The organism is Vibrio aestuarianus (assembly GCF_028858425.1).
GTDB lineage: Bacteria > Pseudomonadota > Gammaproteobacteria > Enterobacterales > Vibrionaceae > Vibrio > Vibrio aestuarianus.
The window spans coordinates 1,313,647-1,335,144 of the sequence record NZ_JAKNYQ010000001.1; the positions used below are offsets into that span (position 1 = coordinate 1,313,647).

A 21,498-nucleotide genomic window follows, 5' to 3' on the forward strand; every position below is an offset into this window, starting at 1 on the left:
CTAAGGAAAAACATGAAACGTCTTTTTTCCCTTGTTGCGCTACTGATGGTCGCTGTTGCGGTCACTCCAATAGCCGAAGCAAAGAAATTTGGTGGCGGTAAGTCATTTGGTAAAAGTTTTAAAACGGCACCTGCGCCAAAACAACAAACACCAAAAAATGACACAATTAAACAAGATCAAACAGGTAAAGCTGGTTCGAGCAAAAAAGGTCTAATGGGCGGCTTACTTGGCGGTTTGTTAGCGGGCGGCCTTCTTGCTGCCTTCTTTGGTGGTGCGTTTGAAGGTATCCAGTTTATGGATATTCTTATCATGGGCCTTATCGCGTTTGTCTTATTCAAGCTTATGCGCGGCATGCTTGGAGCCAAGCAAGGCAGTATGAATCGACAACAACCAGCTTTTGGTGGTGCGAACAGCAATCAACATCAATTTGAACAACCTAACGTTCACAACTTCGAACAGCAACCACAAGCAACGGGTGGATTTGGTGCCAATGCACACAGCGATATCCCGCATAACTATCCTGCTGGTTTTGATAAAGTCTCCTTTGTAAATGGTGCACGTGAGCACTACCGTATTTTACAAGGTGCGTGGAACCACAACCAACTTGAAACGGTTGAAGAGTATGTGTCTCCAAGCTTGTTTGAAGACCTAAAGCAAGAGCGTGCTAAGTTAGAGGGTGAACAACATACCGACGTGATGTACGTTGATGCTGAAATCGTTCGTGCTGACTACGATGCTAACAAAGCGCAGCTTAGCTTGCAGTTTAGCGGTCGTTATCGTGATGCTGTAGAAGGTATTGAAGAAGATATTGAAGATGTGTGGCATTTAGAACGAGATCTCACTCAGCCTAATGCGCCATGGTTAATTGTCGGTATTCAAGGCTAACCGCTGTTATTTAAGGTTATACATTAATCTGATGATCATATTAAACGCTCAAGTCTTCTTGGGCGTTTTGTCTTTCTTATCTCCCACAATCTTGTAAGACGTTGGCAAGGGGTGATAGTTAAGACATACTCATGTCTGTCTTCAATAAAAATAAAAAGGAAATAAAGTGGCTGAATTTAAATATAAAAACCTTGAACAAGCAGAGCAAGATAAGCTAGATGCTGCGGTTTTTCGTCGCCTGCTAGCACATTTAGATGATAATAAAGATGTGCAAAATATAGATTTAATGATTCTTGCGGGTTTTTGTCGTAACTGCTTTAGTAAATGGTATAAAGCGGAAGCGGATAACCAAGGGATTGAACTGGATATCGATGACGCCCGCGAGCGTGTATATGGCATGACTTATGATGAGTGGAAGCTGAATCATCAGCCGCCGGCTACTCCAGAGCAACTTGCGGCTTTTGAAGCTAAACAGAATAAATAAACGAGAACGCCCCCATCACAGAGGGCGTTTTGCTAAAAGGCTTTTGAATTTGAGAATAGTTAATTCATTATATGGCCGGTTTGCTCGAACAGGTTCAGTTTATCTAAATAAGGTTGTAGATCACTGATGTTGCGGGCAACCCACTCTGGGTTATAGTACGTGTCTAAATAGCGTTCACCGCTATCGCACAACAGTGTCACAATTGACCCTTTCTCACCGCGTTGTTTCATTTCACTGGCGAGTTGCAATACACCGTACAAGTTAGTGCCTGTCGATGGGCCTGCTTTTCTTCCAAGTAATTTTTCTAGCCAATAGGCGGTTGCAAGGCTTGCTGCATCTGGGATTTTGCGCATATCATCGACTACGCCAGGAATAAAACTAGGTTCAACACGTGGGCGACCAATCCCTTCAATTTTACTGCCGCAGACCAGAGTAAGGTTAGGATCACGGCTTTGGAAGTAGTCGTAAAATACTGAGTTTTCAGGATCAACGACACACAGTTTTGTGTCGTATTTTTGGTAGCGGATAAAGCGACCAATCGTTGCTGAAGTACCACCAGTACCAGGACTCATGACAATCCAAGTAGGAACGGGGTGGTCTTCCATTTTCATTTGGCTAAAAATGCTGTCGGCAATGTTGCTGTTACCACGCCAGTCTGTTGCGCGTTCTGCATAAGTAAATTGGTCCATATAGTGACCATTGAGCTCTTGTGCTAAGCGGTGAGATTCAGCATAAATTTGGTCTGAACGATCAACAAGATGTGCCTGACCACCGTACATTTCAATCTGCTCGATTTTCTTGCGAGCCGTACATTTCGGCATCACCGCGATAAAAGGCAAACCAAGCAAGCGGGCGAAGTACGCTTCAGAAACCGCAGTGCTACCAGATGATGATTCAATAATGGTGGTTTCAGGGCCAACCCAGCCATTACAAATAGCATAAAGGAAAAGAGAACGCGCCAAACGATGCTTTAACGAGCCTGTCGGGTGTGTGCTTTCATCTTTCAAATAGATGTCAATGCCATCGACACAAGGTAGATCTAATTTGATCAAGTGCGTGTCGGCTGAGCGTTGATAGTCAGCTTCTATTTTTTTTATTGCATTATTAATCCACTGATGATCAGTACACATGAGTCTATCTCCGTTGTTATTATAAGTGTAATTTACCCTTAGTTGAGGAGAAAAACTTTGCTATCTTGACTGTGGTTTTGTATTTTTGGAGAAAATAATTCTCCTTTTTTGGTAAAAAGATGGAACTCGATAAAATTGATAGGATGATTCTCTCATTACTGCAACAAAACAGTACCTTATCACTCAATGAGTTGGCTGAAGCGGTAAACCTGACGACAACTCCTTGCTGGAAGCGATTGAAAAAATTAGAAGAATCCGGTGTGATCGCCAAGAAAGTGGCGTTGTTAGACCCTGAAAAGCTGGACCTAAGTTTTACGGCGTTTGTGCTCATAAAAACCAGTGACCATTCACATGAATGGTATAGCCGTTTTGTTGCGACAGTTTCGGAATACCCAGAAATCATGGAATTTTATCGAATGGCCGGAGAATATGATTACATGATGAAAGTGCTGGTAAAAGACATGAAGTGTTTTGATCAGTTTTACAAAAAACTGGTCAATAGCGTTGAAGGTATCAGTAATGTTACGTCAACCTTTGCTATGGAGTCGTTGAAATATACCACTCAATTACCTTTATGAGCTGAGCCGGTTACTCAAAACACAAAGGCTTTACCCTAGGTTAAGGTAAAGCTTTGGTTGGTCGTTATTTAGTAAAGCGCATTACACCTTCTTGAACGGCTGTTGCGACCAAGTCACCTTGACGGTTATAGATTTCCCCTCGAACTAAGCCGCGTGTGTTACTGGCTGTTGGGCTTTCTATAGCGTAGAGCAACCACTCATCCATTTTGAAGGGGCGATGGAACCAGATGGAATGATCGATGGTCGCAACCTGAAAATTAGGTGTCATCAAAGAGACTTCATGCGGGTGCAGTGCAGTCACTAAAAATCCCCAGTCTGAGGCATAACCCATCAGGTATTGGTGGATCAATTGGTTGTCGGGCAATGCGCCATTGGCTCTAATCCAAAGGTATTGTTTTGGCTCTGCTTTTTTGGGTTTCAATGGATTAATCACAGTGACAGGGCGTATTTCTATCGCTTTTTCACCACAGAACATTTTCTTTACCTTCTCTGGTAAAAATTGAGCGATTTGCTCGACTAATTCTGATTCGGATGCAAAATTTTCCGGCCCTGGGATATTGGGCATGGTGTTTTGATGCTCAAATCCTGGGGCTTCACCATGGTATGAAGCGGTGAGATAAAAAATAGGGCGGCCATTTTGAATCGCTTTGACTCGGCGTGTACTAAAGCTACGGCCGTCTCTGAGATTCTCTACATCGTATACAATTGGCTTTTCAGGATCACCAGGGTAGAGAAAATAACTGTGGAACGAGTGAACGGTACGGTCTGACTCTACGGTGTAACGAGCGGCGGAGAGAGCCTGACCAATGACCTGCCCACCATAAACTTGTGGCAAGCCTAAATTTTCACTTTCACCCCGATATAGCCCTTCTTCTAATTTTTCGAGTTGTAGTAAATCTAATAGTTCATTTAGTGGCTTACTCATAGATCCTCACCTAATTATCAATCTCTTTATCGTATTTTTTACTGAGTCATTATTTTGTCAATATCTAAAAGCTTACATGACAGAAAAGTGAACCATGCCTATACTCACCGACAATTCAATATCATAAGTGAGGTTTTATGAAAAAGGCATTGTTGTTTATCGTATCAGCAGCCCTAGGTTTGCTTCTAGTTGGTTGTCAGTCATCACCAAAACCATCTTCTGCGAAACCAATCCAAACTATCACTGGTACGGTAGCGTATCGTGAGCGAATTGCATTGCCGGACCACGCATTAGTTACCGTGACGCTACAAGATGTGTCATTAGCGGATGCACCAGCCCAAATCATTGCTAAGCACCGCTTTGAAACCAATGGCATGCAAGTGCCGCTTGAGTTTGATTTAGCTTTTGACAGCAGAAAAATTGATGCACGTCATACCTATAGCGTAAGCGCTCGTATTGAAATTGACGGAAAACTTCGCTTTATCACGGATACACATTATGCCGTAATTACTGATGAGAATAACACTAAACATGTCAATTTGCGTTTGATTGGTGTCGGCAGCAAATAAAAAAGGTTAACGAATAATAAATGGCAGCATTTATGGCTGCCATTTGTAGAGCCGTAATTTAACCTTACCACTTTCCGTAACCGCGACCCCTTCTGCGATAAGCTTTCGTTTTTGACGTTCTAAATCATCACCTTTCAAGGATATTTCCCCTTTACTATTAATAACCCTATACCAAGGTAATTTACTGCTTTCTGGTAAGCGGCTTAAAGCCTTGCCGACGTGGCGAGCATAGCCGGGGTAGCCTGCTAAATGTGCAATTTCACCATAGGTTGTTACTCTTCCTTCTGGAATTTGGTGAATCACCGCAAAGATCTGTGCTAAAAATTGGTCCATACTAATAATGTCCTAGTTCGATTGTTACCAAGGAACGGTATAAGGAGAGGGCATGCTATTTTCAACATTTCAATTTCTGATCACAACAGCGTTAGCTGTAGTTTGCGCGCGCGCCATCGGTTTAAGTGACGGCGACATTCCCGTTTTGGCCGTTGTCATTCCTGCTTTGTGGATTTTGCCACAAGGTGGAGTGGCAGGTTTAGTACTTCTTGCAGCGATGACAACATACGGCTTTACGTTGTCTTATCAACCGATTGCTTTATCCGTTAGTATTTGGGTGCTGCTGCCATTGTTGATGGTGGCATTTTCCAAGCGAAGTCGGCTTGGAGTTGTATTAATCAGCGCGCTTATTGTTGTCACTCTGCAAGTGGGTATTATTGTTACGCAGTCGGCAGGAAAACTGGGCGGTACTGGTTGGTTAACCATCATTCAAACCTTGTCGGTGATACTGGTCTGGTGGGCAGCTTCACACTGGAAACCCTCAAATAAACATCGCTGGTGGGCTCTATGTCTGTTATTACCCTTGTGGATGGCGGACTTCTCTTATGCGGTGCTGGTCGCACTCAGCATCACTGGCATCATGGCATCGATGGAAAGTTTAACTAAACTCACCACGTTTAGTTGGAACCCTTTACTGTGTTGGACATTGCCCACTGTCGGCTTTGCAACTTTGGTTGTGTCACCAACGAGCGAGGTACCTAGCTCGGTGTTTGTGGTTTGGATCTGCCTATTGTGTACGGCGTGGATGACGGATTATTTGCTCAAAAGCACAGAAGAGCAAATAGAATAAAAGTGAATGCACAATCACATTTAGTGCAAAATTATAGATATTAATGTTAGTTCATGCTTATGCATATCAACGGCATTGGTATATGATGTTTTTATCAAAAAAACAGATAAAAATAATGTTACACGTCATGGCTAAAGCTTTTTTACATCTTTGTCTTCTCGGATCGATATTAGCGGCCAATACCGCGGTGTCAGCCCCGATAGTGACTGATAAAACTTACCGCGTTGCCACAGAGGCTGACGATGTCGTTACTCGCGTTTTGTTTGATGCCGTTGCTTACCAATTCCATCTTGATATTGACTATGTCAATTACCCCAGTTTTGATGCGATTTTAAAATCGGTTGAGTCTGGTGAAAGTGATTTTGCCGCGAACGTTACCTATACCAATGAGCGTGCCGAACGATTCGACTTCTCTAGCCCAACCAATATTGAATATACGTATGTGTTCAGTCATATCAATGCAAAGTTAAATGAAATGAGAACAGTAGGCGTGCCGAAAGGGACCATTTATGGATCATTGTTCCGCGATCATTATCCTCACATTGAATTAATTGAATATGATGGTGCTATTAAAGCTAAAGCATTACTCAAAGCGGCAAAAGTGGATGGTGTGGTTGATGCAATTAATCAGCTAAAACCGATGTTGATGGAAGGCCTCGATGCACAATTGCTCAATGATCAGTTGCCGATTCAACCTGTTTCAATCATTACACCTAAACAACACAATACTCTACTGTTGAAGCAAATTGAGTCGTATGTACATTCTGCTGCTGTGCAAAAGTTATTACGTGAGTCGGTACAGAAGTACCAATTTGATATTCGTAAACAAGCATTGCGTCAGTCCGTTATCGACAGCGGGCTCAATGTACAGCGACCATTAAAAATAAAGTTAGAAAATGCCAGTCAATTTGCGCAATATCAACGCAACGGTGAGGTTAAAGGGATCAGTGCAGATATTGTATTTCAAGCGTGTGATATCTTACTGCTTAAGTGTCAATTAGCTAGTACGGCTGATGAAACATGGGAAAGTATGTATGGTGATTTACTTGATAAACAGATTGATATTCTTGCCCCGGTTACGATTTCTCAACAGCGGAAAAGTTTGCTTTACTTCAGCGACAGTTACTATCGACCAGAAGCTATTTTGGTCAAGCGTGAAAACTACAAAGATAATGTCTATAGCAATATATCTGAACTTGTGGTGGAGCGTATTGGCGTTATTAAAGATGACTTTTTTGAAGAACTGCTCAGTGGAATGTTACCGCATAAAGCATTAAACGTTTATAAAATGCAGGATGAGCAGATCAAAGCACTGTTAAATAAAGAAGTCGATTATGTTGTTTTGAGCCGAGCCAATTTCAACCAGGTACTGCGTGAAGCGGATAACTTATTACCTTTGGTCGAAGATACTTTGATCGGTAGTTTTTATTCTTCTGATATTGCTATTGGTTTTCCTAAAAATAGCATGGGAGCCTCGCTTGCTCCGCTGTTTTCTCGTGCTATTAAGATGATTGATACCCCCAAAATCATTAACAGCTATGACTATCAACCAGACTGGCGTGCTACGCTAGCCGCAGAGCAAGCATTTTCACGACAAACTCAATGGTTGTTTATGTTGGTGCTCGGTTTTCTATCCATTGTCGCTCTGTACCTTCATTCGCAATCAAACACGGATAACTTAACCAAACTGCGTAACCGCCGAGCGCTGTATAGCCGCTACTCCGGAGGATTAAATAGCTACGTAACACTGATCTATTTAGACGTGAACAACTTTAAACCGATTAACGACAATTATGGGCATGAAGTGGGAGATGAAGTTCTTAAATCACTAGCCAGTCGTATCAATAATATCTGGCGCGGTCGCAGCTATCGCATTGGTGGTGATGAGTTTATCCTTATCGGCCAATATAATAATGACTCGCTCTCTTCCATTCTAAAGCAGTTAGAATCATTCCTATTTATTGATGAGAAGAGAGGTTTAAGCATTGAAGTGAATGTGGCGATTGGTGTATCAAACCAACGTGATCATTTCATGAGTTTGCAAGATGTACTTCATGAAACCGATATTGCGATGTACCAAGCAAAACATCGGCATGCAGAGCCAAAATCTACCCCAAAACTAAAAGTGATAGGTACATCAACTCGTTAATATAAGGGTAAATATGTCTTTTTGCCTCCCGAATTGTTTAAATGCTAGTCACTTAAAGCCAAATGACGAAATCTGTCAGGATTTCGGCTTGCATTAGTCAGAGTGATGCTTGATAATCCTCGCACTCTTTGGTGATTCAAACCAAGATAAAAAATCTATGGAGGCCCTGGTCCTCCCGCAACAATAGCTCGTGAACTCGGTCAGGTCCGGAAGGAAGCAGCCGCAGCGAGTGACTTGTGTGCCGGGATGTGGCTGGGGCTTCCACCCTTCTGATGTTTGCAAAATAACTTAGCATAAATTGCAAAATATTTAGCAAATTCGCACTATAAGTCAGCATAGTCTATTTTTTGTTGTAGGTTTACAACAAAAGTGAAGCGCACTATGTTCGACCAAACCAAAAAATCCTCTCACGTCCACAACATCTGCAAGTTCATGAGCTTGAAAAACGATGCTGTCGTTCGCACTCTCTCTGTTTTAGAGTTCGATTTTTGTTTCCATCTCGAATATAACCCTGATGTTAAAAGGTACATATCTCAACCACACGGTTTTTATTACTACTTTAATGGTCGCAAGTGTCGTTATACGCCAGACTTCTTAGCCGATGATCATAAAGACGAGTCTACTCTTATTGAAATTAAGAACTCAAGCCAAATCTTAAAACCTGATTTCAGACAGCGATTCGCTGAAAAACAACGGGTAGCACTTGAAGAGCAAGGAAAACGTCTTGTTTTGGTGACAGAAAAACAAATTCGCATTGACCCTATTTTTAGCAACCTCAAGCTATTACATCGTTATTCTGGTTTGCATACCGTCACAAAAGTTCAAAAGTCTGTTCTTGGGTTTATACAACGTAAACAAAAAGTGCAGTTACGCGAAGTATCTGAATACCTAGGACTATCTGAGCATGAAACGCTGATATCGACGCTCTGCTGGCTATCGTCAGGGAGAGTTAGAACCGATATTAGAAGTTCTGATTTTGGTTTGAATAGCTACGTTTGGTGTTAGGTATGGCGTCAGACTTTGATGATGTTTTTGGTTTTATTTATAGTTAATAGTGTCCTGCCGCATAGGCAGCTAAGAATAGGTCTGGAAGAAAGCAACCATCCTGCTGAACAAGCAGTTAATAATCAAAACCATCAAGTCTAGGCTTGGTGGTTTTTTGTTTTTTGGCTTACTTTCGGTGTGAGCTCTAGAGCATTAGGTCTAACGTGTTTCTGCCCCAAAGCTAGTTAGACCGAATACTTACCCACACCCTGTAATTGCCTATTTTTTAATAAAAACAATCCAACCGATAGATATTTCATTAGTAAACACTTTGTATATCACGGGAGTAAACTCGAGAGAAATTTGAGTATGACTACTATGCGAACAAGTAATCAACAATACTCTTTGTATTTTTTATCATAAACCAATTGTAAGAGGCTCATTTTTTCAAAATAATATGCAAAACTATCATCTATATGGTAAAAAATGCCAGCTCTTATTTTATTTGGAGAATATTTAACATTTGCTATAACTTTTGAATCTAAAATAGCACCCTCACCGTAGGTATCAATATCTTTATACAGTTCCAACATTTGATTCCATGTTCCACTGCTAGGAGTTGAATAACTTTCATAAAGAGATATGTACAACGAGTTCTGTAAATCAAATAAAATTGCAAGAACGTCTTTGTCTAAACAATGTGCGTATTTCTCTAGCTCTATAATTAGTTCTTTGATCTTTACATTAGTGATATATAAGAAAGTATCTAAATGTGGGTGCTCCTCTAAACCAGAAAGATACCCTACTTGTTCATGTTTTGAGCCTAAACTAAGGATATGATGCAAACTAGTGTAACGACTTCTTTCATAAAGCTGTCTAAAGCTAATGTCGTTCTTATTTGGTAAGTATTCAAATGCATCCTCACAGTATCCTTTGAAGCCTACAATGTCAGGCTTTATATGTGGGGTAAGCATGTATTCGGTGTAATAAATACGGAAAACTGTTAAAAGTCTGTTGAGTTTTGGTGCCGCTATTTTCGCTTTATTTCTTTCTTCTTTGTAAATGAAGAACAGTGACACTATTACAGAGCTAATAACACCAGTAACAATGGAGGGCAACAAGCTAGCAGTAAAGCCCGATAACAACTCATTGGCCCCCAAAATATAGCCAATAGCTACTAGACTAAGACAAGCGAGAGCGTAAACGAACAAGGGCAAATCTCCACATTAAATAATAGTTCATAATACTAGAAACTCGCTCATTACCAAAGTGAACTCCACAATCAATACTAGGCACTAAGTTAATCTATTTTCCATACTTGTAGTTATTCGTATATTGCTAAATTAGTAAAGCCGCTAACTCAGAAATGTTCAAAACTGTTTCAGGTGGTGTATTAAAGTATTGTACGATTAGGTAAGGTCGCACCATCAAAACTGTCAGATCGCGTATGGATCAGTACATCTAATGAACTCTTGTGTTCTGGCTATCCCCCCTTATTTGATAGGAATATCATGGTCAACTCCAACCAAATTTTGCTGTTTGTCGATGTCGTTCAGCAAGGCTCGTTTTCCAAAGCGGCAGCGCTCAATGAAATGGATAGCTCCTCGCTCTCTAAAAAGCTCAAGCGCCTTGAGAGCGATCTGGGCGTTCAGCTACTGAATCGTTCTACGCGCTCATTTTCAATGACCTCAGCTGGTGAGGAAATCTTCCGCTACGGACAAACTCTGCGCAATACCTTGCAAGAGATCCAACTCTCCGCAGATGCCTATCAGGCAAAACCCAAAGGGGTCTTGCGTATCACGTCGCCCAGTTACTTTGGTCATCAATATTTACTGCCAGTGATCACCGAGTTTATGCGCGCCCACCCCGATGTGCAGATCCACCATTCGTTAGACGACAGAAAATCAGACATTATCTCTGATCATTACGATCTCGCTTTTCGCTTGAGTAAATTGTCAGACTCAAGCCTGATCGCCAAAACTATCGCCAAATCTCACTTTATCTTGGTGGCTGCAAACTGCTTTGTTAAAGAGTATGGTTTGCCGACCTCGCCGAAGGCACTCAATGCTTTGCCAGCGGTGATCTACAGCAATAATGATGTCACTTTGGATACTTTTACTATCAATGAAATTGCCAATGACGAGGATTATCAAGAGTACAAGATGCAAGGACGCTATCGGGTTAATGATGTGCGCACCCTGATTGAAGCAGTCAGAGATGGCGTGGGTTATGCTTGTATTGATGCCTCAAACCTGTCGCAATCGCTCTCTGAGCTTGGATTGGTACAGCTTTTTCCGAAGCATAACATTGTCACTCAGGATATCGCTATTTACGCCCTCTATCCGCACCGTAAACAAACTCGGCTGGTTCAAACGTTTATAAGCGCAGTAGAGGCGTACATAGGTAACCCACCACGCTGGTTTGCGTATCTCGAAAACAAAACTCCGTTGAATGAAGATAAAAAAACCACCCTCGCTGAATGACTCGGGTGGCTTAGTGATTCTATCTTGTGCTCTTAATTACAAGGTAACCAGAACATCTTCTGCTGCAAGGCGAGACTTAGGCAAACCGTAGTTATAGTCTTGACCTTCAAGGTGGTACCCCATCGCCAGTGCAAACTCACATACGTAGCCACCAAGCTCTTTCTCGAAGATTTTGCCGATCATTTCAGGATCGACGCCTTCCATTGGTGTTGAAGCAATGCCAAGGCGTGCCAATACATGCAGAGTATTACCTAGAGCAATGTAGGTTTGCGCTTTAGTCCAGTGGCCATTAAAGCCAACTTCATCGGTTTGTGACTCAGCAAATCCGAATGCTCCATTGAGCATGTTGTCATACATGTCTGCTGGTAAGTGACCTGAAGAGACTTCCACATCGACGACTTTGCGGTAATCATCTTTGGTAAACTTCGGGTTGTGCGCAAACAAAATAATGTGTGACGCTTCTTTCGCGTGCGGTTGATTAAACTGGTGCATATTCGCGAAAGTATCGTGAAAACGTTGCTTCGCTTCATCGCTCTCAATCACGATGAACTTCCATGGTTGTGAGTTGATCGAAGACGCTGACAAACGGATTGCTTCTTTGATTACATCCATATCTTGTGGTGAAATGCGCTTACTTGCATCATATTTTTTCGCTGTGTAGCGACGATTTAAATCTTGGATGATTGGATGTGACATGGATAATTCCTCATTGCGTTACCGATGCGGTGCATATTACCTATCACGCGGAAACAGAAACAGAGCTATTTTGACCAATCATTATGGATAAAATTGTCCATAATTTCTTTTGAGTAATCTATGGTCTGCACCACTAGTTTTGGACACTAAGGTAAGTGAATACAATCACTAACGAGGTGAATCATGACAAGCAATAAGAAACGTATTATCTATTCACTTGAATTTAGTTTGAAGCTAGCAGAGAAAGTGGGAGTAGTTGAGGCAGCAAGACAGCTTATGTGGACTCCCCGTTGGTAACAATCAAAGCTAATAATGATGTGGTCTACTCGGACAAAATTGGACGCCAAGTTAAGCGGCTTGCCATACCTAAACTTATTAATTGATTGCTAATGTTCGATTTTACGTAAATGGTTTTTGTCCATCTTCGTTTCAGTCTGGTCGAGCTGAAACATTTCTGTCCAGAACCTTCTTACGATTCTGGGCTTTTGGCTGTGGCGTGGTTAGTCTTGTTGTCTGGTTGGTCGTGTAATCACCGAGAGGTGTGTTTTTTCTACTACACTTCAGCCTGAATCTGTAAGTGGTTTTCTTTCACGGCATTTATCAGGATTAAGCCGAAGCAAAAAATAGGACACCTTATGTTTTCATATTAGGACACTATATGGTTTTACTATGTTGGTAATGAATTGATTTGTAATGGAGCGTTAGGACATCTTATGGTTTTAGCGACACTTCTACTGCTTTATCCTTACTTATCAAGCAATTACCCATTAAATATAGCTCGGAAAGCCAATTGGTACTAAATAGTGGTACTAAACATGCGCTATCTTACTCAACATTCTTCTTCAAGTATTTGGTACTTCCGTTATCAAATTCCCGCCCGATTTCGATCTTTTTCCCCAAATGGACGTGAAATAAAGAAATCGCTATCCACTCGTTCACTCTCTACTGCTAGATTAAAAGCATCTAAAATGCAGCAGGTACTTTGGGAGAGAATGGAGTTGTTAGAAAAACACAGCAGTGGTGGACGTAAGATGAGAAGCGCAATGCCTAATCACTCATCTTTGGATGATGCTTACATTTCGAAGTACCTAAATACCATCAAACGGCAAACTCTCACTAAGTTGACGACTTATATCCAATTGCTTGAGCGAAAGCCCAACCTACTGAGAGCGCAAAGACAGCGCATTGAACTGCGCAAAAAAGACAGCGACACCCCATCTATCGAGATAATTGAGTCAATCTATCCACGTGATGCGAATCCAATAGACATCGCAGAGGAGATGGTTTCGTTGGATGACCATGATCTTGACTTGGACACGTTGCACTATCGTGAAGACAAGAAGAACATCCACATGGCCATGGGGCAATTTTACCGAGATTATCAATGTTGCCTTGACTCACTCAATCTTAAAGGGGCGAAGGCTGTCCTTCAGGCGATACAGGAGTACGAGTCAGGTACTTTTCTGCCCTTGTCCGATGATTTCAAGACCGAAGATTATTGGGAATGCACACATTCCATAACTGAAAAACTTGTAATGGTACGGTTAACTTGGATGGTCGATTAAGTCTGGATAACAATCGCGCGGAACGTTCACGGTAGGGCGGAACAACTGGCTCTTTAGAATACTCACAATGGTGCTAGTGCCAGTGCCGTCTTGTACAGTCTCGTCGAAACGGCAAAAGCGAACGACTGCGAACCCTATGAGTATCTGGAATACGTACTACGAGAAATCCCTAAGTTGAAATGCAGTGATGCTCATCGTCATCTGCTTCCTTGGAACATGCCACAAACCGAATAACCCTCCTCGTAGCAAAATCCTACTCGAATAACAGATACCGCCTTAGTTGGCGGTATCTGTGTTGACGCTTGAAAGTCAATGAGTCGATTTAAAGACGAGCCTATGCTTGCTGTCTGTCGTACATTTGAACTTACGGGTGGCCTTCGCGACTAAGCTTTGGTGCGGTTCATTTATGTACCTGATGACCTATTTGGGTCTCTTACTGAAAGCTCAGTAACATATGGTAACTGGACTCTTAACTCATCATATCTTAACCCATTTTCAACTTGTAGTCCTTGAGCTTTTTGAAGCCTTTGTTTTATTTGTTTCCGATTAGAGGGATTATCAACTCGAAGTAATGCATGCATCCCATTTACCTCAACTAAGCTACACTCACATTCTTGTATGGATTGCTTTTTTAGTAATTCTTCAATAAGTGCTCGTTGATTCATTTTGTTTTTATATGCCTTCTTCCGTTGAGATTTTCTGGATACGCTTTGCTCCTCAATTGTTGCGTTTGATGAAGGCTGATTCTTCGTTTGTTCGATGTTCTCCAATATTTTCGTTCGTCCTTCTAATTTATTTCTATCGACAACGACTAAGGCATTTTTAAAGTCTTTTCGTTGATCTGGCATCATGCCAATTTCATACTGTCCAGTAATGACAGGGCTCTTTTTACGCACTTCATAATCAGTAATTCTTTCTAGATGATTAATCTTATCCTGGCATACTGAACTCAGGTCAGCATGTCTCAATTCACCTAATGTGAAAAAACCGTCAGTATTCTTTGCAAACTTTGAGGGAAACATGTTTCTAAGGTTGTGCCCACCCATACCAATCGAAACCCTTTGTGCTCGCTCATTATTTTGTAGCAGCGAATGCCTTGAGTCAGAATTAACTGCCTGAGTTCCTTATGGCTAAATTGGCTATAACCATGATTATCAATCATGGCAATGGTACCGATACAAAAATCACCATTATCTTGTTGCCAAATATTGTAGTGACCAACATAATCACCAGAGCTATTGAATATCTCTACAGAAGTACCTTGATTGGATAGATATTCCGCAATAGGATAATTTCCTCCCACAGCACCAGGGAAATCACAATGTTTCGTTTTATAGCTTAGGAAAAAAGGGGCACCTTTCTCATAATCTTGTCCCTCAAGAGGTTTTGTATGGAGTTTACCTGCTGTGACCTCTTTCAACTCAAAGTCGGTAGTCTTTACACCTCTAGCAGTCGTTATATCTTTAGCAAGCGCTAACAACCTTCCTTTATCCATAAGAAATTGCTCTCCACTGCGTAAGTCAGTAAAAAAAGAATCTTCATGGGGAATTATTATCTTTTCTAGCCCTTTTAATTCAGACTCACTAACTGTGAATCGCTCCTTTTTTAAATAATTTTTGCTAAACGAAACCCCATGTCGTTTTAAAGTATTCAGTATTACTTGCATATTGTTTTCATACGCTTCGTGGTTACTTGCCACTTCTCCACTATTTCGTTTTGGCTCATCAACTGATTTATAAACAGTATGTAGATGTTGTCTAGATCGAGGTGATACAAACATTTATACGCCTTTAATTTTTGATTTAACATTTACGAAAATTTTCAACCGATACTAATTAGTTATTAATTGTTTTGTCATCAGAATTAAAAGGAAATAAATTGAGAGCCTTTGACTAAAGACTTAAGTACTAGAAAAACGCTTTTATTAGATTCCACACTAAATTGCCGGAGTTTTCAAATAACATTACTCTTCTTGTGGTATTTTCACTAAAACTGATTTTTTTAAGGCTTCATTTTCAGGGGCTTGTCGCAAAAAATTAACGATCTTTAAAGTTTGGTTCGGAAGGAATTTTTTATTTACATTCATAACGATAAGATGTTGCTCGATTTACAACATGCTCTACAATGTCTTTAATCGGCTCGATGTGTCGGAATACTTTGCTAAAGACGGGAGTTTTATGTCTTTGGCGGAATGCTGATGTTTGCAAAATAACTTAGCATAAATTGCAAAGTATTTAGCAAATTCGCACTAACTATAAGTCAGCATAGTCTATATTTTGTTGTGGGTTTACAACGGAATGACACACATACTATGTATGACCAAACAAAAAATCCTCTCACGTTCACAACATCTGCAAGTTTATGAGCTTGAAAAATGATGCTGTTGTTCGCCCCCTCTCTATTTTAGAGTCCGATTTTTGTTTTCATCATGAATACAACCCTGATGTAAAAGGGTACATATATCAGCCACATGGTTTTTATTACTACTTTAATGGTTTAGGGTTTCAATCCTAAGCCTCCATTGAGCTAGCTTCCGTGGCTAGCCCAGTCCCAATATCATTTAGGATCAAAGCTCATTCGCAATCTGTTAATATGAGTCTTACATACATTTTCTAATCTAAACGAAGTTCTAATATTAAAAACCTTGATTTGAACAGAACGACCTAAAGTTAAATGTTTCTTGTTGTAACTTACTCACTGATAGCGTGCAGTTTAGGTTATATGGTTTGATAGAAATTATTGTTTTTACCAGTGTCTTAAAATCAAATTAAATCAGCCCTTTACCTTGCATAACCTAATAGTCTGTACCAATCTTATTTCATAAGCATGGATAAGGATTGTGTATGCCCGTAAGTTCAATGAAAAACAAAGGGGTGGTGGGGAAAGTCCTACTGCCTTCTTTGCTCATAAATCTTCTTTCTCTCGCTGTTCCGCTAACGGTTTTACAAATTTACGATCGTATCTTACCTAACCAGAGTTACGGGACTGCCACTCTGTTATTAGCGGGTGCGACGTTGGCTGTCGCTATGGAAGCATTAATCCGGTTTGTGCGAACTTGGCTTTTGTCTGCTGCGGCCAGTAACACCGAGAAAGCGACCTATCAAACCTTGGTTGAAAGGGTGACGACCGCGTCTTCTGGCCATCTTCGCCATATTGGTGTTGGCGGAGTGGAAGAGGGGCTGGGCTCCGTATCCAAAGTTAAAGATTGGTATTCCGGTGGGGTGATCGCCGGCTTTATTGATTTGCCTTTTGCATTGATCTTCTTGGGGTTGGTGGCTTACATCGGTGGTGAGTTAGTGGCGATACCTTTGGCAGTTTGGCTTATTACTCTCGGAATTGTCTGGTTATCTTCTATTCGCGTAAAAAGCTTAAGTGAAGAAGCTTCTCAAGATGAGCAGGAGCGCAAAGCGTTCTTGATTTTACTGAGCCAAACCATTCAGGGAATCAAACGCCAGGCCGTTGAATCTCGAATCTTCAATCAGTTTAAATCCCTCAATAATGTTCGCTCTCAGTCTAAAGCGAGAGAAGAAGAACAGAACGCCTTCGCTCAAGAGTGTATTCAACTTGCCGCATTAGCGACGTCAGTTTTACTTGTGATTACGGGCAGCTTGTGGGTGTTAGATGGTCAGTTAACCACAGGTGGGTTGGCAGCATGTTCTATCTTATCGGGCAGAGCGGTTGCACCGTTAAGTGCTCTGGTTGGGGTTCGAATCAAGCTCAATTCAATACACAGTGCCAATCAGGCAATAGAAAAGTTGAGTGACTTGTCTATAGCTGAGTCTTCAGATTTTGAGCAATCTGAGGTCCATTTATCTGGCTTTGATACGTTGGAAATCAAGCAAGCGACCATTGAAAGATACGGTGAACTCTTTCATGCAGATATCACACTGAATAAAGGTGAGCTGGTATTGTTAGAAAGTGAAGACCGACACACCAACAGTCATTTGTTGTCTTCGATAGCAGGTGTTGATGATTTGCAAGAAGGTGAGTGCTTTATTAACGGAGCGAAAGTTACAATAGAGTCCGTCACTAGAGTTGCAGCTTACTGTGGCGTTAAGGGGCAATTAGTGTCAGGTACTATTCTCGACAACTTGTGTGGCTTTGATCCTGAAAGAACACAAAGCGCCAGTGACTATGCTAAGCGTTTGGGTTTAAACAAAGCAATTACTCGATTACCAGATGGGCTAGAGACACAAATTGGTCATACGAGTGCGTCCTTATTGAGCATGGGTAATGTAAAAATGCTCACTATCGCGACTCAACTGGCAAGTGACAAGCCCATTATCATGTTAGAAAGGCCGGACGCTTCACTTGATTTAGTCGCTCTTGGAAACCTAGCCAAGGTGTTGGAAGAAGAAGTGTCGGCAGGACGCACGATAATGATGGTGAGCTATCATTTGAAACTTCGCGAGCTTGCTAATCGAATCATTACAGTGAAAAGTCGAGCCAGGACGGTCGAAAGTGAAAGCAATCAGGAGGCCGTCGTATGAATCGTTTAGATACTAGTAGCCGCACTGATACGAATGGCAGAGAAGTGGTGAGGAACCATTTAGAGACCGAGAGCCTTTCAGCTCTTAAGCAGTTGGAAGTTAACGCTAATATCCAATTGTTCGCACATCAATGGGTCGATGAGAATGGCATGGAATCAATCGATGATATGTTTGCTCTGTTTGACAGGCTTGCTTTACCATATCGATTGGTTGCCAATCTCAATGAGGTGGGTGACCATAAATTAGTCTTACTGGTACTTGGTGAAAATGAGTTGGTTTCAGGTTATTTAGAATCGAAGCGGTTTATTGCTTTTGATGACAACGACGACCTTACGGGGACTCCCCAATTTTGTATCGTTATAGAAGGCGTACCATTGGAGAAGGCTTCTCCGGACTGGGTTGGTGAACGGTTACATGCGTTTCGGCCCATTATTCCTAAATTGTTGCTGGTCAGTTTTATCACCAACTTGTTCGCACTTGCCGTGCCGTTCATCACGATGTCGATCTATGACCACGTGATTGGTGGAGATGCAGGTCATGAGCTTCAAGGTATCGCGATTGGTGCAGGTCTTTTGTTTGTGATGATGGGCTGGTTAAGAACATTACGCAGCCGAGTGTTTGCTTCGGTTTCGAACCGAGTAAGCCGAGAGATATCTCAATCCCTTGTGCTGCGTCTGCTTCGAAATAGCTATGTTCAAAATCAGCAAACAGCCTCTTCTAGTCAGCAAAACCAAATGATGCTGTCGGAACGTATTTCAGGTGTGTTATCAGGGCCATTAGGAAATGCGCTGTTTGATCTGCCATTCATTGTTATTTTTGTACTTGCGATAGGTGTTTTAGGTGGGTGGTTGGTGCTGGTTCCTGTCGTCTCTTTAGTTCTGTATTACCTGTTAGCGAAACGCTCGATACGTTCAAGTAGTAAGCGCTCAATGCAATCAACGGTTGCTGGTACCAATCGTCAAAACATGGTCAATGAGCTTTCATCAAAACTCGTTTTTATTCGCAGCGCCGGGTTATCACAACATTGGATACAACGTTTTAAAAAGGCCAACCTTCTTGCGTCAACCGTGACGTTTAATCAGTCGGTTTTACAAAGCCGATACACCTCCATGTATTATTTCATTGGTGTGGGTTCGACACTAGCTGTGATGGGGTTAGGAATAGGCCTTATTTTTGAAGAGGTTATGACGCCAGGGGGGCTTATCGCATCCATGATGTTGATATCTAAAGTGACGGGGCCAGCTCAGGTATTGACGAACAGCGCGATGCGTTTCAATAGCTTTAATCAATCCAAGTTGCAGGTGAACCGCATTTTGTCTCAGCCATCTGAGCGTGAATTCAGTTATCAGCATCACCCGTTGCCGTCGACAGCCCCTAACTTGAAATTAGACCAAGTGACACTGCGTTATCCCAAGCAGAGTCGCCCCGCATTGAGTGGTGTGAGTTTTGACATTGAAGCCGGCGAAATTGTAGCGATCACAGGACCTTCTGGTAGTGGTAAGTCAACGCTGATAGAAGTTTTCTCCGGATTACAACCTATTCAAAATGGTATCGTTGAGCTTAATCGGGTTAACCTTGCTCAATATGACCCGCAGCTATATCGCCATTGGTGTTTCATTCGAGCTGCTTATCCAGACTTACTGACATTAAGTATACGAGAGTGGTTAAACGATGGGCACAAAATTGAAGACCAGAAAATGATCTCTGCGATTGAAATGGTGGGCGGAAAGCGTTGGTTCGAGACATTGTCAGGTGGGCTCGATACGTCGATCAGTAGCATTCAACCGGATAGCCTTTTTGACATGCTGTCTGGCAGCGTCGCGCAGATCCTCATTGACGCGAAAGCGCTGGTTTATGACTACCCAATGTTCTTAATGGATAATCCTGTGCCTGATGCTTATCCAAATGCTAAACGTATATTTGGTGAGTTTGTGCAGTCGAAAAAAGGAAAAGCAACCGTGATTTACACATCCCACGATCCGGATTTAATCAAGCTTGCTGATAAAGTTGTGGTGTTAAATGAAGGAGCAGTGGTTTATGCCGGGCCAATAGAACCTGCACAGCCCCAAGCTGATCAACAGACAGGCCAACAAGAGTTTATGCAAGGAGTCACTAATGGCTAAACAACCTATTGAGACAGGCAAGCGCTATGGTGAACTTGTTGAATCACAAAATACGGCTCGTACATTGGCGCTGGCGACATGGTCGGTTGCCTTATGTGTCATAGCATTTGTCATTTGGTCTGTGGTGACACAAGTTGATGAAATTGCTAAAGCTAAAGGTGCTGTAATTCCAGAAGGTGAGAAACAAGTATTACAAAGCGAAATCGGTGGTAAGTTAAAGCAAATTCTAGTTAAAGAAGGACAACTTGTTGAGAAAGGCCAGCCACTTGTTGAGTTTGATGCCACCTTCCAACGTACTGCGCTTGAAGAGCTTAAATCTCAACAAGTGACGCTTCTAGCCAGTGTGGAGCGTATGAATGCGCTTCTCGAGGAACGTGAGCCAAATCTAGCTGAATTTGAGGTGGATTACCCAGAGATCGTCAGCCAGCAAAAAGCGCAGTTGAACGCACAAAAAGCACTTTATTTCCAAAAACGCGTGGTGCTTGAAAAAGAGAGCGAGCAAATTGCAGAGCAGCTTCGTAGCGTAGAAAAGTCCTTACCGAGTTATGAAAGAGAGTTGAATGCCACTGAGCAAGAGTTGAACATACTTGAAAAGGGGTATGAAGCGGGCAACATTTCACGCTTACGAGTACTTGAAATGCGCCAGAAGTTGGCCAGTATCGAGCAGAAAATTGAGGAAGCTCGCGGTAAGAAATCGGTATTGATTAGACAAGCCGACAGTAATGATCAAAAAATTGTACAGCTTCTTGCTGAAGCGAAAGCTAAAGTCAGTGATGACCGTTCTAAAGCTGTTTCTGATTTGTCAGCACTGAATGCGAGAGTACGTTCAAGTCAGGCGAAATTAACAAACACCATGTTGGTGTCACCGCTGCAGGGGCTGGTTCAAAGCCTGCCCAATACACAAGATGGTGGCGTGATTCAACCGGGAGGGACCGTTGTTGAAATTGTCCCTATTGGTGGAAAAGCCGACTTTAAAGCGCAACTCTCACCGCGTGATATCGGCTTTGTTAGAGTGGGGCAACCTGCTAGGGTTAAAATTGATGCCTTTGATTATAGCCGTTTTGGTGCGTTAAAAGGGCTTGTAGAGAGTATCTCTCCAACCACTTCCCAAGATCAAAAGGGCAATATTTTTTATGATGTCGTGATTGCGGTTGATAAAGGTTATTTTCATGATAACCCAGAACAATTTGCTATTTTACCAGGGATGACCGGTGAGGTAGATATCACAACGGGTGAAAAATCAGTATTCCAATATTTGTGGAAACCAATTTATACCAATGTGAGTGTTGCATTTGGTGAGCGTTAAAAAAGGGG

19 protein-coding genes, 1 other RNA gene and 2 pseudogenes are annotated in these 21,498 nt (G+C 41.9%); 15 read left to right on the forward strand and 7 right to left on the reverse strand.

Annotated elements, in window-relative coordinates; translation table 11 throughout:
* The first annotated feature begins 12 nt into the window (after positions 1–12).
* On the forward strand, positions 13–885 hold the full coding sequence (locus tag MCT08_RS06295; RefSeq protein WP_168780582.1) for a Tim44 domain-containing protein: 873 nt from the start codon (positions 13–15) through the stop codon (positions 883–885).
* 166 nt (positions 886–1,051) lie between these two features.
* Positions 1,052–1,369, forward strand: coding sequence for a DUF1244 domain-containing protein (locus tag MCT08_RS06300; RefSeq protein ID WP_053312171.1), 318 nt, complete (start codon positions 1,052–1,054; stop codon positions 1,367–1,369).
* A 59-nt stretch (positions 1,370–1,428) separates the two neighbouring features.
* Here the strand turns inward: MCT08_RS06300 and MCT08_RS06305 are convergent, their stop codons facing one another.
* On the reverse strand, positions 1,429–2,499 hold the full coding sequence (locus MCT08_RS06305; protein WP_168521605.1) for a PLP-dependent cysteine synthase family protein: 1,071 nt from the start codon (positions 2,497–2,499) through the stop codon (positions 1,429–1,431).
* 119 nt (positions 2,500–2,618) lie between these two features.
* Between MCT08_RS06305 and MCT08_RS06310 the strand changes: the two genes are divergently transcribed.
* On the forward strand, positions 2,619–3,077 hold the full coding sequence (locus MCT08_RS06310; protein ID WP_261917548.1) for an Lrp/AsnC family transcriptional regulator: 459 nt from the start codon (positions 2,619–2,621) through the stop codon (positions 3,075–3,077).
* 64 nt (positions 3,078–3,141) lie between these two features.
* Here MCT08_RS06310 and tesB read toward each other — a convergent pair whose 3' ends face one another.
* On the reverse strand, positions 3,142–4,002 hold the full coding sequence (tesB, locus tag MCT08_RS06315; protein WP_274675140.1) for an acyl-CoA thioesterase II: 861 nt from the start codon (positions 4,000–4,002) through the stop codon (positions 3,142–3,144).
* A 137-nt stretch (positions 4,003–4,139) separates the two neighbouring features.
* Between tesB and MCT08_RS06320 the strand changes: the two genes are divergently transcribed.
* Positions 4,140–4,571, forward strand: coding sequence for a YbaY family lipoprotein (locus MCT08_RS06320; protein ID WP_053312167.1), 432 nt, complete (start codon positions 4,140–4,142; stop codon positions 4,569–4,571).
* A gap of 30 nt (positions 4,572–4,601) precedes the next feature.
* Here the strand turns inward: MCT08_RS06320 and MCT08_RS06325 are convergent, their stop codons facing one another.
* On the reverse strand, positions 4,602–4,904 hold the full coding sequence (locus MCT08_RS06325; RefSeq protein WP_053312166.1) for an MGMT family protein: 303 nt from the start codon (positions 4,902–4,904) through the stop codon (positions 4,602–4,604).
* Positions 4,905–4,956: 52 nt separating this feature from the next.
* Here MCT08_RS06325 and MCT08_RS06330 point away from each other — a divergent pair, with 52 nt between their 5' ends.
* From MCT08_RS06330 to MCT08_RS06345, 4 genes are all read left to right on the forward strand, one after another.
* Positions 4,957–5,694, forward strand: a complete 738-nt coding sequence (locus tag MCT08_RS06330) for a VP0952 family biofilm-associated protein (protein WP_172532653.1) — start codon at positions 4,957–4,959, stop codon at positions 5,692–5,694.
* 127 nt (positions 5,695–5,821) lie between these two features.
* A complete protein-coding gene (locus MCT08_RS06335; protein WP_274678058.1) occupies positions 5,822–7,843 on the forward strand; it encodes a GGDEF domain-containing protein in 2,022 nt (673 codons plus the stop codon).
* A 164-nt stretch (positions 7,844–8,007) separates the two neighbouring features.
* Positions 8,008–8,104, forward strand: an RNA gene (ffs, locus tag MCT08_RS06340) — signal recognition particle sRNA small type.
* Between the two features lie 120 nt (positions 8,105–8,224).
* Positions 8,225–8,848 (forward strand): Tn7 transposase TnsA N-terminal domain-containing protein, encoded by a 624-nt coding sequence (locus MCT08_RS06345; RefSeq protein WP_274681340.1) that lies wholly within the window; start codon positions 8,225–8,227, stop codon positions 8,846–8,848.
* A 371-nt stretch (positions 8,849–9,219) separates the two neighbouring features.
* On the opposite strand, the gene MCT08_RS06350 is transcribed toward MCT08_RS06345, so the two are convergent.
* Positions 9,220–10,038, reverse strand: a complete 819-nt coding sequence (locus MCT08_RS06350) for a hypothetical protein (protein ID WP_274678059.1) — start codon at positions 10,036–10,038, stop codon at positions 9,220–9,222.
* 300 nt (positions 10,039–10,338) lie between these two features.
* Between MCT08_RS06350 and MCT08_RS06355 the strand changes: the two genes are divergently transcribed.
* Positions 10,339–11,310: a LysR family transcriptional regulator gene (locus MCT08_RS06355; RefSeq protein ID WP_274678060.1), complete on the forward strand. Its 972-nt coding sequence runs from the start codon at positions 10,339–10,341 to the stop codon at positions 11,308–11,310.
* A 36-nt stretch (positions 11,311–11,346) separates the two neighbouring features.
* Here the strand turns inward: MCT08_RS06355 and MCT08_RS06360 are convergent, their stop codons facing one another.
* The gene (locus MCT08_RS06360) at positions 11,347–12,006 is read right to left on the reverse strand and encodes an NAD(P)H-dependent oxidoreductase (protein ID WP_274678061.1); all 660 of its coding nucleotides are present in this window, start codon (positions 12,004–12,006) and stop codon (positions 11,347–11,349) included.
* 815 nt (positions 12,007–12,821) lie between these two features.
* Between MCT08_RS06360 and MCT08_RS06365 the strand changes: the two genes are divergently transcribed.
* Both MCT08_RS06365 and MCT08_RS06370 read left to right on the forward strand, forming a co-directional pair.
* Positions 12,822–13,571 carry a DUF6538 domain-containing protein gene (locus MCT08_RS06365; RefSeq protein ID WP_141652929.1) on the forward strand — a complete coding sequence of 250 codons (750 nt, stop codon included), beginning with the start codon at positions 12,822–12,824 and terminating at the stop codon, positions 13,569–13,571.
* Positions 13,559–13,805, forward strand: a pseudogene (locus tag MCT08_RS06370) (transposase domain-containing protein); the annotation flags it as partial. The gene MCT08_RS06365 and the pseudogene MCT08_RS06370, both read left to right, overlap by 13 nt.
* A gap of 170 nt (positions 13,806–13,975) precedes the next feature.
* Here MCT08_RS06370 and MCT08_RS06375 read toward each other — a convergent pair.
* Entirely contained in the window at positions 13,976–14,593 is a 618-nt protein-coding gene (locus tag MCT08_RS06375; RefSeq protein ID WP_274678062.1) for a hypothetical protein, read from the reverse strand.
* Complete coding sequence (locus tag MCT08_RS06380; RefSeq protein ID WP_274678063.1) at positions 14,545–15,351, reverse strand: hypothetical protein; 807 nt, start codon at positions 15,349–15,351, stop codon at positions 14,545–14,547. The genes MCT08_RS06375 and MCT08_RS06380 overlap by 49 nt, the downstream gene beginning before the upstream one ends.
* Positions 15,352–15,882: 531 nt before the next feature.
* Between MCT08_RS06380 and MCT08_RS18615 the strand changes: the two are divergent.
* The 4 genes and pseudogenes from MCT08_RS18615 to MCT08_RS06395 form a co-directional block, all read left to right on the forward strand.
* Positions 15,883–16,064, forward strand: a pseudogene (locus MCT08_RS18615) (TnsA endonuclease N-terminal domain-containing protein); the annotation flags it as partial.
* 350 nt (positions 16,065–16,414) lie between these two features.
* Complete coding sequence (locus tag MCT08_RS06385; RefSeq protein ID WP_053312154.1) at positions 16,415–18,061, forward strand: ABC transporter transmembrane domain-containing protein; 1,647 nt, start codon at positions 16,415–16,417, stop codon at positions 18,059–18,061.
* Positions 18,058–20,184 carry an ABC transporter transmembrane domain-containing protein gene (locus MCT08_RS06390; RefSeq protein ID WP_274678064.1) on the forward strand — a complete coding sequence of 709 codons (2,127 nt, stop codon included), beginning with the start codon at positions 18,058–18,060 and terminating at the stop codon, positions 20,182–20,184. The genes MCT08_RS06385 and MCT08_RS06390 overlap by 4 nt, the downstream gene beginning before the upstream one ends.
* Positions 20,177–21,490 carry an HlyD family type I secretion periplasmic adaptor subunit gene (locus MCT08_RS06395; protein WP_053312152.1) on the forward strand — a complete coding sequence of 438 codons (1,314 nt, stop codon included), beginning with the start codon at positions 20,177–20,179 and terminating at the stop codon, positions 21,488–21,490. The genes MCT08_RS06390 and MCT08_RS06395 overlap by 8 nt, the downstream gene beginning before the upstream one ends.
* Positions 21,491–21,498 lie beyond the last annotated feature (8 nt).